At 60.1% G+C, this 13,058-nt stretch carries 12 protein-coding genes; 9 read left to right on the top strand and 3 right to left on the bottom strand.

Features of this window, described 5'->3' with window-relative positions:
- Positions 1 to 12 precede the first annotated feature (12 nt).
- The gene (locus AC1DUY_RS10230) at positions 13 to 1,236 is read right to left on the bottom strand and encodes an ABC transporter substrate-binding protein (protein WP_478113965.1); all 1,224 of its coding nucleotides are present in this window, start codon (positions 1,234 to 1,236) and stop codon (positions 13 to 15) included.
- A gap of 114 nt (positions 1,237 to 1,350) precedes the next feature.
- On the opposite strand from AC1DUY_RS10230, the gene AC1DUY_RS10225 reads away from it, so the two are divergent.
- From AC1DUY_RS10225 to AC1DUY_RS10215, 3 genes are all read left to right on the top strand, one after another.
- Positions 1,351 to 2,034: a GntR family transcriptional regulator gene (locus tag AC1DUY_RS10225; protein ID WP_478113963.1), complete on the top strand. Its 684-nt coding sequence runs from the start codon at positions 1,351 to 1,353 to the stop codon at positions 2,032 to 2,034.
- A 61-nt stretch (positions 2,035 to 2,095) separates the two neighbouring features.
- On the top strand, positions 2,096 to 2,986 hold the full coding sequence (locus AC1DUY_RS10220) for an NAD(P)-dependent oxidoreductase (RefSeq protein ID WP_478113961.1): 891 nt from the start codon (positions 2,096 to 2,098) through the stop codon (positions 2,984 to 2,986).
- A gap of 12 nt (positions 2,987 to 2,998) precedes the next feature.
- Positions 2,999 to 4,225: an alpha/beta fold hydrolase gene (locus AC1DUY_RS10215; RefSeq protein ID WP_478113959.1), complete on the top strand. Its 1,227-nt coding sequence runs from the start codon at positions 2,999 to 3,001 to the stop codon at positions 4,223 to 4,225.
- Positions 4,226 to 4,515: 290 nt separating this feature from the next.
- Here the strand turns inward: AC1DUY_RS10215 and AC1DUY_RS10210 are convergent, their stop codons facing one another.
- Positions 4,516 to 5,457, bottom strand: coding sequence for a DUF2778 domain-containing protein (locus AC1DUY_RS10210; protein ID WP_478113957.1), 942 nt, complete (start codon positions 5,455 to 5,457; stop codon positions 4,516 to 4,518).
- Between the two features lie 417 nt (positions 5,458 to 5,874).
- Between AC1DUY_RS10210 and AC1DUY_RS10205 the strand changes: the two genes are divergently transcribed.
- From AC1DUY_RS10205 to AC1DUY_RS10185, 5 genes are all read left to right on the top strand, one after another.
- Positions 5,875 to 7,341: a tyrosine-type recombinase/integrase gene (locus AC1DUY_RS10205; protein WP_478113955.1), complete on the top strand. Its 1,467-nt coding sequence runs from the start codon at positions 5,875 to 5,877 to the stop codon at positions 7,339 to 7,341.
- 523 nt (positions 7,342 to 7,864) lie between these two features.
- Entirely contained in the window at positions 7,865 to 8,530 is a 666-nt protein-coding gene (locus AC1DUY_RS10200; protein WP_478113953.1) for an SOS response-associated peptidase, read from the top strand.
- An 86-nt stretch (positions 8,531 to 8,616) separates the two neighbouring features.
- Positions 8,617 to 8,916: a hypothetical protein gene (locus tag AC1DUY_RS10195; protein ID WP_478113951.1), complete on the top strand. Its 300-nt coding sequence runs from the start codon at positions 8,617 to 8,619 to the stop codon at positions 8,914 to 8,916.
- A gap of 645 nt (positions 8,917 to 9,561) precedes the next feature.
- Entirely contained in the window at positions 9,562 to 10,071 is a 510-nt protein-coding gene (locus tag AC1DUY_RS10190; RefSeq protein ID WP_478113949.1) for a hypothetical protein, read from the top strand.
- Positions 10,072 to 10,313: 242 nt separating this feature from the next.
- Positions 10,314 to 11,066, top strand: coding sequence for a hypothetical protein (locus AC1DUY_RS10185; RefSeq protein WP_478113947.1), 753 nt, complete (start codon positions 10,314 to 10,316; stop codon positions 11,064 to 11,066).
- 79 nt (positions 11,067 to 11,145) lie between these two features.
- Here the strand turns inward: AC1DUY_RS10185 and AC1DUY_RS10180 are convergent, their stop codons facing one another.
- Positions 11,146 to 12,156 (bottom strand): hypothetical protein, encoded by a 1,011-nt coding sequence (locus AC1DUY_RS10180; RefSeq protein WP_478113945.1) that lies wholly within the window; start codon positions 12,154 to 12,156, stop codon positions 11,146 to 11,148.
- Between the two features lie 210 nt (positions 12,157 to 12,366).
- Between AC1DUY_RS10180 and AC1DUY_RS10175 the strand changes: the two genes are divergently transcribed.
- Positions 12,367 to 13,023: a recombinase family protein gene (locus AC1DUY_RS10175; RefSeq protein ID WP_478113943.1), complete on the top strand. Its 657-nt coding sequence runs from the start codon at positions 12,367 to 12,369 to the stop codon at positions 13,021 to 13,023.
- Positions 13,024 to 13,058: the final 35 nt, after the last annotated feature.

The raw sequence follows: 13,058 nt of genomic DNA, 5'->3' as shown, positions 1-13,058 counted from the left end.
TTCTTCAGTTCGTCAGGACTTCCAGACCGCGGTGCCCTTGGCGACGTCCTTCGGCCAGACAGTGACGAGCTCCTTGTTGCGCCATTGCGCCATGACGGGAACCGACAGGGTATTGAGGCCAGTGCTGTCGAATTCGACGGCGCCGCCGGTCATCGCCTTGGTCCAGCCGCCGGTGAACTTCGCGCCGCGCAGCGCCATGGTGACGTCCTCTGCCTTGGCCGACTTCGCCTTCTCGATCGCCTGCACCAGCACGTCGAGCGCGACGGCATGTTCCAGCGCCTCATGCACCATGAAATAGCCGAAGCGCTTGCGAAAGCGCTCGGTGAGATCCGGCGCGAGATCATAATTGGCGGGCGCGATCGACAGCACGTTCTCGGCGAATTCGCCGAGCCCCTTCTCGAAATCCGGAATGACATAACCTGCCGCGCCACCGATGGCCGGAATCGTGATGCGCTGCTGGCGCATGGTGCGGATCAGCAGCAGGCTGTCATTGAGATAGGACACCGGGAAGACGGCCTGGGCACCGGACGCACGCAGCTTGTTGATCAGCGGCGTGGTGTCGGTGATCCCCAGCGGATAGGCATCGTCCATCGCGATGTCGATATAGGCTGCCTTGGCAGCGGCACGAAGGCCGGCCGCCTGCGCAGTGCCATAGGCAGTGTCCTCATACATGATCGCGATCTTGTCGATCTTGGCGCCGGATGCCTGCGCAATCGCCAGCGTATAGTCGAGCTGCGCCTTGCCGAGCGCGGAGGCCTTGGCGACGATCTGGAAGATGTTCTTGAAGCCGCGACCGGTGATCTGGTCAGCGAAGGACATGGTGAGCAGTGGAATGTCACGGCGTTCCGTGACTTCCGAAATGGCAATGGTCAGCGATGACGCGAATGCGCCGAGGATCGCCGTCACTTCGTTCTGGGTGATGAGGCGCTGCGCAACGGTGCCCGCCGTGGTGGGCGTCGACGTCGCATCGGCCACGATCAGATTGATCTTTGCACCGCCGAGCGCCTTGATGCCGCCGGCTGCATTGATTTCGTCGGCAACCAGCTCGATGCCGTTGCGCGAATTGATGCCGAACTGCGCATTGGCGCCCGACAGCGGCATGATCACGCCGATATTGACCGGCTTCGCCTGCGCGCGGGCGGGCGACAGCACCATCGGGCTCGCCAGCAGCGACGCCGTTCCGGCAAGCAGCGTACGGCGGCTCAGGCCACCACGATGGGAGGTTGTCTTGGACATGGGCGTTTTCTCCAAATGCAGAACGGCCTTTGCGGCTTCGTCGGCAATTCGACATAAAACAGACGAGCGGTCAAGCTGCTTGACAGATTGTCTGATAAGCGGTCAACTTGACGCATGGCAAAGATCGAATCGGACCTGAATGTCTCGCGGGAATCGACCAGCCTGCGACTGTTGGTTGAAAACCGACTACGCTCTGCAATCGGTAGCGGGCTGTTCAAGCCTGGTCAGCGGCTGATCGAGCGTGAGCTGTGCGAGCAGGTCGGCGTCGGCCGCACCTCGATCCGCGAGGCGTTGCGGCAGCTTGAGGCAGAGGGCCTCGTCACCACGATCCCGCATCGCGGCCCGATCGTCAGCACCATCAGCGTCGAGGAAGCCGAGCAGCTTTACGATCTGCGCGCGCTGCTGGAGGGCTATGCCGGCCGCGAATGTGCGCGGCTGCGCGACCCGGTGATTATCGGACGATTGCGCAAACAGTTCGTCCAGATGGGCGCCGTTGCCGGTCAGGAAGACCGCAGCGACCTGTTGGCCGCCAAGACCGAATTCTATGCTGCGCTGCTCGAAGGCTGCGGCAATGTTTTCGTCGAACGCTTTCTGAAGATGCTGCTGAACCGCGTCACGGTACTGCGCATGACATCGATGACCCAGTCCAATCGCATCGGCCGCAGTCTTGCCGAAATCGAGACCATCCTTGTGGCGATCGAGGCCGGCGACGAAGATGGCGCCGAGCAGGCTTGCGTCCAGCACATCAAGAATGCCGCCGCGATAGCGCTGGAAGCGTTGCGGCGCGATAATCCCTGACAGGCGCGATCACCTGCCGCGCCAGATATCGAATAAAATAAGAACGTAAAGAGGAACGCCCGTGTCAAATTCAGCCGCCATCAATCCGCCCGCCAAAATCGCAGTCATCGGCCTCGGCAATATGGGACGTCCCATGGCCGCCTGTGTTGCGCGCGCAGGGTATCAGGTGGTTGGCTTCGATACGTTTGCAGAAGCCCGCGCCAAATATGCCGAAGCCGGTGGCACGTCAGCTGCGACAGTCGATGAAGCCGTCAAGGATGCAGCCGCCGTCATCACGCTGCTGCCCGACGGCAAGATCGTGCGCGCCGCCGTCGAAGGCTTCAAGGCGAAGCTCGCGCCGGGCACGGTGGTGATCGACATGAGCTCCTCCGCTCCGATGGGCACGCGCGCCCTCGGCGAAGAATTGATTGCAGCGGGTCTCGCTCTCATCGACGCTCCGGTGTCGGGCGGCGTGAAACGCGCCATCGACGGCACGCTGGCGATCATGGCCGGCGGCGACGGCAAGACCATCGATCGCGCCGATCCCGTGCTGAATGCCATGGGCAAGTCGGTGTTCCGCACCGGTCCGCTCGGCTCCGGTCACGCCGCCAAGGCATTGAACAACTACGTCTCGGCAGCAGGCCTCGCCGCTGCCGCCGAAGCCGTTGCCATCGGTGGAAAGTTCGGCATCGATCCGAATGTCCTCGTCGACGTGCTGAATGCCTCCACCGGACGCAACAACTCGACCGAAAACAAGCTCAAGCAATTCGTCATTCCCGAAAAGTACACCTCGGGCTTTGCGATGGCCCTGATGGCGAAGGATATCCGCACCGCCGACGAACTCGCCCACCAGATCGGCGTCAATGCGCCGCTGGCAGACGAGGTCGCTGCATTGTGGGATGCCGCACTGGAAAAACTCGGACCGTCGGCCGACCATGTCGAGATCGGCCGCTATCTCACTGCCAGGAAGTAGGTAACGTTGGGCATGGGCCTGATCGACGAGCTTCGCAATCGACTTGCGGTCGCGATTGCCGCGCCGGAGGCGCAGTCCTTTGCACGCGGACTGGATCTTGAAATTCAGTTTGGGGTCGACGAGGCCGCCGTCGCGATCGCTTGTCGCAACAACCAGCCGGTTGTCAGTATACCCAGCAATGCGCCGGATATCGCGCTATCTGGACCAGCCACAGCATGGCTGAAGGTGCTGGCGCCCTGCCCGCCGCCGACCTATCATTCATTTTCATCGATCCAGCTGCGCAACACCAGCTTCACCGTGAGCGGCGATGCGCTGGTCATTGCGCAGGCCCGCGCATTTCTAGAAGCCGTGTTTGCGAATCTGACGGTGCCGGCCGCGCATGCGGTCGAAGTCGATCTCACGCGCCTTGAGGGCCGCTATCACCGCGTGCACAGCGCCGGCGGGCAGATTGCCGAAATCTATTCAGAGGCCACGGGTACCGGCAGGCCAGTGCTGTGCCTCCACACAGCCGGAGCGGATACGCGGCAGTTTCACGGCGTGATGTGCGATCCCGAACTCGGGCGCGACTGGCGCCTGATCGGCTTCGACATGCCGCATCACGGCCGCTCGATGCCGCCCATCGGCTGGGATGGCAGCATCTATCAGCTCGATCAGCCGACCTATCTGGACTGGTGCGTAAGCTTCATCGAACAGGCGATCGGCGAACCCGTTGTGGTGATGGGCTGCTCGATGGGCGCCGGCATTGCCATGGCGCTCGCCGCAGAGCGACCTGATCTCGTGAAGGCCGTGATCGCGCTCGAAGCGCCCTTGCGCCCACGCGGCCGTCGTAACGACTATCTCACGCATGCAGGCGTCAATGGCGGCTGGCATTCGGCAGCCTATGTGCGCGGATTGATGAGCCCGTCCAGCCCCACTGAGGATCGCCGACGTGCTGCATGGATCTATTCACAGGGTGCGCCGGGCATCTATGACGGCGATCTGGCTTTCTATTCGGACGAGTTCGACGGCGAGCAGACCGCCAAGCTCATCGATGGCCACAAGATCCCCGTACATCTCCTGATCGGTCACTACGACTTCTCCGCCACCGTGAGCGATGCCTACGCGCTCGCCGAATGGATCGAGGGCGCCGTGGTGACAGAGATGCCGGAGCTCGGGCATTTTCCGATGACGGAGAACGCGCCAAAAATGCTGGACTATCTGCGTCCCGTCTTCCAGGCACTGCGGAGTTTGCCGCTTTGACTGCGCAAGATTCAATCCGGGGGTTGCAGCCCCGGTGACGCCACCCAATTTTCGACCTTCGCGTAAAAACGAAACTGCTGTGCTTTCTTAAGCAACTCGTCTCTCTTCGGGCCGGGCTCCAAGGCGTCAGCTCGCTCAGCGCAATTTTTCGCCATTCGCGCGTAGTCACTGGGTGTCATATGCGAATCCCCCGATTCGGCGTTGGCATACTACCAATCTAAATCTGGGCGAAAATTAGTTCTGACGATCAATCTCAAGCCGGTGCGATATCTGAGTATTCACAGACACGGCTACATCGACGTTTTTTGTGCCACCATAACGGTCGGATCGGCCAGGCTCGGTACGACGATCAATCGCTTCACGGCGCCTGCCTTGTAAGCCTGCAAGAACGTTGCGTAGTCCTTGAACGATACGCAACCGTTCGAATCTCCCTTTGGTCCCATCAGGTAGCTGTGCGTAAGCAATCCGGCGCGGCCAAACAGATCACCTTGACCCACCGGCTTCATTCTCAATGCTTCAACGCCGTGAAACGGCTTCTCTCGTTTGCTCAGTTCATATATCTGCGGTGGCGTCGCACCTCGATCATGGACGTGGACTTGCGTTGGATCGTCCATCAGTTCGCCAAGTCCGGAGTGAGCCTCGAGCCGCGTTCCGTCAGGCATGTAAACGATGCGCGCGGAAATGTCGTAAAGCGCCGTCCGCGTTTCCGCCAACGTTGGAGGTGCACTGTCCTTTCCGTCGCCGGAGATTCCGCCCTCGGGTGACGCAGATGCCAAAACAGTTTCAGACGGCTGTAGCATCGCAAAGACTTTTTTAAGTGCTGCGCTTACGTTGGACAAAGGATCAGACGGTGTTGACGCTTGATCGGGCAGAGACACAGCAATCAAATTGGCCGCCGACGGCCGGACTCTCGGTAGCGGCACTTTTCCATTCGCCGCCGAGATTCCGAGCGAGCTGTCGGCGGGAAGCACTGGCTGCGATCGCATTGCTTGCGCGAGCTGCGACTTAGCCCGCTGAACTTCCAATTCGACATTAGAAGCCGACACTTCAAAATCAAATGCTTGCGGAAAACGCTGAACGAACGAGATGTCGCCGAGCTGGGGACTACTTGGATTTTTGGCCTTAAAGAAGCTCAGTACATTTTGAGGCTCTCGAACATACGCGCATAACGTCAGGGCCGCAGCGAGAGCTCCGACAGACGCAGCAGCGATAACAATTCGAGATCTACGCAATTGATGCCCCGGACACGACGCAAAAAGGCTACCCAATGATTCAGGCTCAAATCAAGCCAACGAGCCTGACGTATTAGGCCATTTTGGCGTTGCCAGACTTTGCGCCACTCCGGAAGGTCCGCCTCCCAGAGCGAGAGATTCCTTTTCCAGTCCAGCCTGCCTAAACAGGCTCGCTAAAAACCCAGGCATCGACGCAGACGTCATCCTGTTACCGCGCGCGGGGCGCGGAAGGACGACGGCCGGCTCGCAAATGGATCAGATGGTTAGGAGGGGGTGCTGGCGGAGAGAGTGGGACACTCCGCTCAAACCCACCTAAGCCGTTGAATTATAACTATGTCAATACGTTAAGCAGCTTGATTTGGGGGACAGTATGGGGGACAGAGTGGGGGACATCAATAACTCCTCCATGGCTAGGCGATGCGGAAGCGGAAGCTCGGAAAACATCTTGAATGGCACGGCAACCGCATCCGGGTTGCGATCCGGGTGCCTCCCAGTCAGGTCGAGAGGATCGGCAGAACACAGCTGAAGGATACGCTTGAGACAACCGACCCCCTCGAAGCTGAACGCGAGAAGGTCGATGTCATCCGTGCCATGCGAGCAGAGATTGCTGGCGAGAAGGCCGCTACGGTGAAGGTGCCTTTGACGCAACAGGCTTTGCAGTGGCGAGAGGCTGCGCAAGAGGAGAAGTTGAAGCCGGACCATCACGGCGACCAAACCACCATCGCAGAGGCCCTCTCCGACCGAGTGGAGCAGATCGAGGCGATGCACGGGAGGCAGGCGGCTCTGGCCTTCGCTGCCGTCGCCTCCGGGAAGGCCACCCCACTACGCGCCTACGTCGAGGACTGGTTCGAGGAGAAGAGCCATTCCGCTGGATACAAGTCGGACGTGCAACGGGCAATAGCACGCTTGGAAGCATGGTGCGCATCGACCGCCACGCCGCCAACTATCGAAGCTATCGCGGCTGGAGAAGCGGGCCTGTTTTGCCACGCTCAGTATATCCGCCCCAAGACGCACTACGCGACTGCGAACAAGGATATTTCATGCCTGCACTCGTATTGGAAATGGCTCGGCAGGCGTCGGGGCTTCTCGAAGGTCAACCCTTGGGATGATCAGCGGATCGACCCGCCGAACCACAGGCATGCTATCGAAGGTGGGGAAAAGCGGCCCTTCACAGACGACGAAGTCACGACGCTGCTGAGCGGGATCAGGATACGGCGCGACTTCGAGTTCTCACTGTTCGCGGCACTCAGCGGTCTTCGGGTAGACGAGATCGCAATGCTGCGCGTTAGGAACTGCGAAGGCGGGAAGATCGCAGTTGTTGCGACAAAGACCCCTAGCGGCAAGCGCATCATCCCCGCCCACCCCATGTTGGCGCAGCTCATCACCCGTCGCAGCGCTGACAAGAAGCCAGACGCCTATCTATTCGAGGAACTCCCCGAACAGAAGCCTAACTCTAAGCGCGGGCGTTCGGCACCGATCAGCCAGTCGTTCTCTCGTGAGCGGCAACGGCTCAAGGTCGATGAGCGGGCATCCGAAGCCCAGCGGCAGTCAAACGTAGACTTCCATAGTTGGCGTCGATGGTTCGTCCGAAAGGCCGTAGATCAGTTAGGCAAGGCCGCTGCGGGATACACACCTTGGACTATCGCCAACGTTGTCGGGCACAAGGTCGAGGGAGGGAAGCTGGAGGGCGTCTCGTTGCCGCTTGGCATGACAATGGGCCGCTACCCCGGCGTAGGTTCGTGGGAAGCGATGACAGCCTGCGTCAATGCGGTAAGCCTCCCACCGGGCGCTCCGATAGATCGCGAAGACTTGGTCAGTGATGTTGTTGGCGGCAAGGGACTTCGGAGGGTGAAGCGCCGCCTCATCCCGCGCAAGGCTGCGTAGCGGCAGGGATCATCGACGGTCGTCGTCGGGATGCACCCATGGCTGTGGCGATACGCTGCGCTTCTCAGTCAACCGTATCAACCTCACAGGGGGCCGATAACGGAAGTTGCCACACTGTTCGCAGCGGAACGATGCTTCCAACTTCCAGACCGGCGTGTCCCGAGGGCGGCGGACATGGACAAGCGGGATACTCGCTCTCGTCTCACATCGCTTGCACATTATCTCCAGCCAACCGTACCCACCGTTGAGGCATTCAGCGATGCTTGGAGAAGGCTGTGCAGGGCCACCGAAGCCCTCCATTTGCTCCGACCACAATAGGCATGCCGTTCGGTCACGCTCACGTATGGCCTCGACAGCGCGTTCAGCAGCATTCGTGGCATAGACCTTCGCCGCCATGACGCGGTCACCGAAAATGCGCTGTCTTGTCTTGCCACCCATGGCCCAGAATGAGCCCTCTTGGCGACGAGGATCAATCCACTACCATTCGCGGCAAGTGCCACGGCGGCACACAAGAGGCTGGTCAATGTGTAACCTCTACTCGATCACACGCAACCAAGACGCGATCCGACGCCTCTTCAGCATCGTCAACGACACCACCGGCAACCTCCCGCCCCTCCCCTCCGTGTTCCCTGACAATGCCGCCCCGGTGGTCCGCACCGTCAATGGGGAGCGTGAGCTGACCATGATGCGCTGGGGCATGCCGAGCCCACCGCAGTTCGGTGGTCCGCCCGTCACCAACATCAGGAATACGAAGTCACCGCACTGGCGGCGCTGGCTGGGACCGTCGAGCCGTTGCTTGGTGCCCGTCACCAGTTTCTCGGAATACGCACCAGAGAAGAACCCAACCACCGGCAAGAAGGAAATCGTGTGGTTTGCGCTGGACGACAGTCGGCCTCTGTTTGCCTTCGCTGGCATATGGACGCCGTGGACCGGAGCACGAGGGACGAAGGCCAATCCAATCGAAGGCGACCATCTGCTCTACGGCTTCTTGACCACCGAGCCGAATGCAGTCGTGGGACCGATCCATCCGAAAGCAATGCCGGTCATCTTGCACGAAGACGACTGGGATCGTTGGCTGACCGCGCCGCCTGCAGATGCACTGACGCTGCAGCGACCTTGGCCCGATGATGGGTTGAAGGTCGTGAAGCGCGGCCCTGACAAGCAAGACCAATCGCTTCCCACGACTTGAGCGCCTTGACGGTCACCCCCGCCGTTGTGTATCTGTGAAGGGAATATATCCCCTTCCAATCGTAGAATATCTGCGATTGACAACTGATGCAGATCATCAAGGGGATCGCTATGCGCCGCAATCATAACATTCACGCAATAACTGCTGCTGCCATTGCCAAGGGGCGGAAGGCCGCTGCCGATCCTTTGCGCATGCTTTCGGTCGCTAGTTACTGGGCTGAGTTCGACGAACCTATCCAGTTGCTGGACAACCCGCTCGGCACCTTCGCTGCCGACGCAAAGGACCTTATAGCGATGTGCGAGCGACACGGCGTCAGCTACAGCGCAAGCGCCGAACCCACCTTCCCCGTCTGGCTGCTGAGAGAATTTTACCCGGCCAACCCGTGATGAAGGTTCGACGCCGCTCCAATGACCGCTTCGCCAGCTCTATCATGAGTGGGCAGCCGCGATAGGGTACAACCCTAGCTTGGAATAGGTTGCACTCTTACTCCTATGCTCCCCTCCGTTACACTATAGGGACACTGAGGGGGGCTGATGGTTAGCTATCGTAGACCGATGGTAGCTTGGGGGTCCCCTGTGAAGGATGAGACCTAAGCAAGACCATGAGAGGGTGTATGGGATGGTGGACTGGGAGGTCCAATACGAATGAACCCCTAAGCAGTGTCCTCGTTATGATCCCCAAGAAGGATGAGCCTGAGGTGCGGGTATGTACGTTGACCCGGAGGAAGAACGCCAAGAGGTGGTTCGGAAGCTGTCCACCGTGAGGCGATTGCTCAAGCTGTGGGTCGGGGGGGGGGGACGCCGAGACGAAGGAACTGATGGTGGGCTACGAACGCGAGCTGGCCGACCGGCTGTCGCGAATGCCCGACTGAGACCCTAGCAAGACCACGCGCTACCCGACACAGCCTGCCGATGTTGCCTCAGATCGATCTGCAGGCCCGATAGCGCTGCTCTCGCCGTCTCGCCTAGCGCACCGCAGCACACGCCCAGAGCGCCCCCAGCCCCTCCAGAAACCGTTCAATGCGAGAGCCCATGAACCCTGATGAACCGTCAGCTCCGACCGCAAGATCGTCCGATGCCGCTAGGCGTCCGGTCATACCCTCCAACGTGACACCGCGTGAGGTGATAGACGACCTCTCCGAAACTGCGCGGTCTGTCGCGATTGCTGAGCGGCCTTACCACGACCATGCCAATGCCGCCCCTGCGATGGAGGTTACCTTCGAACTTCCGGGCGGGTTCAACATGGGTACGAAGATCCTGGACGGCGCGTTGATACTGCTGCACATCGGCAGCATGCAACACGACCAACAGGGCAAGGGATACGGCACTGCCGTTCTACAGCGAGCGGTCAAGTACGCCGCTGACCGCGACCTGAGGTTCTTTGCGAACGAATACCTGCCGCCCGATGTCCACCGGCTCGTCAACGCCATGACACGGAAGGGCTACGTCGCGCGGATTGATCCGTGGTCGAACTGGGCCGTGGACCGGGAGCCCTCGGTGGAATTTGGGACAACTGCGGCATCGTTCTCCGAGCCACATTAGCTGGCATGACGACATGGACGACGATCAGGGGACCCGCGCATATCTGGGGAAAATCTCTGAAAGGGGGTTTGAGGGGGATGTGCCTCCGCGTTTCCCCCGCGCCCCCTCGATCAGAGCAAACGCAATCGCTCTCTTTGATGTCGCCGCCACGGACTAGTTCATCGTCACCGAACTCGACCGTTGCACTCGGCGTTGGCATGCTCGTCGCAGGCATGTAAGCAACTGCGTGGGGGGATACACCGATGCAGCGGCTGAGCGACCGAACATGGAATACGGCTGTGGGATACTTGGCGGCAATCGTGTTCGCCGGGATCGCAGGCTTTGCGCTGGGCGCGACATTCTCCACAGGATGCCCGCTTGACCCACAGAACGCGCCGTTCGGCTGCGCGGAGTTTCTGCTCTCGCGATACCAGACGATGATAGCCGCTGCCATTGCAGCTATCGCCGTGTTTCCGGTCTGGCGGCAAGTACGTCTGCAAGGAATGCAGACTGACATCCTCAAGAGTGAGGCACTTCGTGAGCGCGTCTCCACCCTCGGCAAGATGCGCGATACATTGGTGAAGCGAGCTGAGCCTCTGCGCAAAGAGCTGCAGTTATACCCGGATCACGTCGACTCAGTCAGCTTCTGGGCGCACGACACCGGACAGCACGTCGATGCCTTTTCGAGGTTTGTATCCGAGCAGAAAGCGCTGCGTCTCGATGGAGAGCGGGTTGCGGCGGCAAGAGCCGATCTGATGACCAAGCTCAAATCACTGTCCGATGCGCTATGGGTATTGAACTGGGATGTCTATCTGGACGATGAAGACGCTCCAAACGAAGATGGACAATCAGAGTTGCGGGCCAAGGCTGCCGAAGCAGAAGCCAGTTTGGAGACGACCATTAACGCAGCTCTCATAAGCCTCCGTGCATTACACTCGGCGATCCAAGACGACATCGCCCTTGCTCGAACGAAGTTGCACGCACTCGGCGAGAACCTCGTATCCCACGCTGAGTAACCTCGCGGGTGCCCGGAACTCTGGAGCTCGCTTCGACGGAAGTAGAGCACGCATACCGTGTCCCACATGGGTCTGACGGTTAGCTTGCAGCCTTCTCAGCTCCGGGTGCCTTGGTTAGTAACTGAATGATGTTCGACGTGCCCTCTGCAGAATGCTTCGTGAAGCCAGTTTCCTGCGGCGAGAACATGCATGCTGATGCGTGCGTGAGGATAATGTCCTTCTTGTTTTCGTCCTTAGCGGCGTTGACGAGTGCCTGAAACGTCAGCAGCGCGTTCTGCCGGTGACGGTTGACGATGGCGTTGTGAGTGTGCGCCAAGAACGTCTTCGAGCACAGCACCAAGGCGAAGCCGAGTACGGCGAAGAGGCCTATCTTCGCCAGCGACAGTTGTACCGCCTCCGTGGCGTCGGCAGGATGCAAGGCACTCCACTTGTAGAGGAACATGGCAGAGACGGCGAAGATGCCAACAGCCGCGCCCGCAACGATCGTGTAGCTCCGCCACTGCAGGGCGATCTTGTCGTGGTTGTCCGCCTCGGTCTTGAAGTACGCGGCATGAAAGCCCACACCTTGCTCTGCTGCGACCTTCCGTACTTCTGCCAGAACGCGGTTCGCCTCTGCCTCATGCTCAGTCAGCTTCGCAGTGAGCCTCGTTGCCTCGTCAGTCGCAGCCTGCGATGCCGCTCGGGCGTCACGCTGGAGCTGGGAGAAGTCCCGCTGAGTGCTTGTTGCGAACAAGATGGCGGGCATCAAGGCGTTGTACCAAGGCTCCCAATGAGCCTGCAGCGCGTTGATGTAGCTCTGCCTGAGCTCGGTTGCACCCTGATCCGAAGGGGAGAAGGTCTGGATTTGGTCGAGGATGTTGTAGAACTGGTCAGCAGATGACCGGACTTGGTTGCGGAAGGTCCTCGAAAGCTGCGGGAGCACTTCCTGTGGGACCATGCGGAAGAGCGTCACCGCTTTGTCGGCATAGGGCACAGCTTCCTCAAAAGACAGCTGACGACCAAGATCTTCGCGCCTCGGCAGTGTGCTCGTATCGTAGTTTTGGACACGCGCGAGCGACGCTGTTGCGTCCGATAGTCCCTCGTCTGACATTCATCCTCTCCTCAGCCCAGCGCAACGTACGGGTGAAAGACGACCTCGGCCATACGCCAAACGAGCGTATCCACGAGAGTCGCAGTATCCGTTAGGGTTTGCCCTTACGGACATCGCAAATCAGCTACCGATCGCGTCCGATAGGGTTGACATCAATCAACGGACAACATACTCAACGGACATAAGCCTATCGTACAAGGAGATGTCCCGGTGGCTACCGTCCTCTACGCTCGCGTCTCGACCAAGGATCAAACGCTCGCACATCAACGCATTCAAGCCGAGGCCGCAGGCTTCAAGATCGACCGAGAGCTGGCTGATCATGGCGTATCTGGCGTCAGCACCCGACTAGACGAGCGCCCTCAGGGCAGGCGGCTATTCGACATCCTAAGGAGCGGCGACACCTTGGTGGTCCGCTGGGTTGACCGGCTGGGCCGAAACTACAGCGACGTCTGCGATGCGATCCGCGAGTTCATGCGACGAGGCGTCATCGTCCGTACTGTCATCAACAACATGACCTTCGACGGCGCGACCAAGGACCCCATGCAGATGGCCGTTAGAGATGCGCTGATCGCCTTCATGGCGGCGACCGCACAGGCCAACGCGGAAGCGATCAAGGAAGCTCAGCGGGGCGGTATCGCCCTTGCGAAGGCATCCGAGAGCGAGAGGAAGTATCGCGGTCGCAAGCCCAGCTTCACTCGGGATCAGCTCACGACGGTCTGCGACATGCTGGACCTATCGACCGGGATCGGCGAGATCGCAGCATCCACCGGCCTTAGTCGGCAGACGATCTACCGGATAAAGGACGACCGAGCTGGAGCGGAAGCGTCGCTTGTGAGCTGGCTGCAGAAGGCTGACCGAGCGGCTTAATGATCCGTGTGGCCGTATCAGTGTATTTGCGGCCT

It is taken from the genome of Tardiphaga sp. P4_G1 (assembly GCF_056401215.1).
This window is presented reverse-complemented; position numbering and strand designations above follow the sequence as displayed.

Excerpts from the sequence above, each read along its gene's own strand:
- AC1DUY_RS10225 (WP_478113963.1), top strand. The coding sequence starts at position 1,351 with ATGGCAAAGATCGAATCGGACCTGAATGTCTCGCGGGAATCGACCAGC.
- AC1DUY_RS10185 (WP_478113947.1), top strand. The coding sequence starts at position 10,314 with ATGCAGCGGCTGAGCGACCGAACATGGAATACGGCTGTGGGATACTTG.
- AC1DUY_RS10180 (WP_478113945.1), bottom strand. The coding sequence starts at position 12,156 with ATGTCAGACGAGGGACTATCGGACGCAACAGCGTCGCTCGCGCGTGTC.
- AC1DUY_RS10195 (WP_478113951.1), top strand. The coding sequence starts at position 8,617 with ATGCAGATCATCAAGGGGATCGCTATGCGCCGCAATCATAACATTCAC.
- AC1DUY_RS10215 (WP_478113959.1), top strand. The coding sequence starts at position 2,999 with ATGGGCCTGATCGACGAGCTTCGCAATCGACTTGCGGTCGCGATTGCC.
- AC1DUY_RS10230 (WP_478113965.1), bottom strand. The coding sequence starts at position 1,236 with ATGTCCAAGACAACCTCCCATCGTGGTGGCCTGAGCCGCCGTACGCTG.
- AC1DUY_RS10190 (WP_478113949.1), top strand. The coding sequence starts at position 9,562 with ATGAACCCTGATGAACCGTCAGCTCCGACCGCAAGATCGTCCGATGCC.
- AC1DUY_RS10205 (WP_478113955.1), top strand. The coding sequence starts at position 5,875 with ATGCGGAAGCGGAAGCTCGGAAAACATCTTGAATGGCACGGCAACCGC.
- AC1DUY_RS10200 (WP_478113953.1), top strand. The coding sequence starts at position 7,865 with ATGTGTAACCTCTACTCGATCACACGCAACCAAGACGCGATCCGACGC.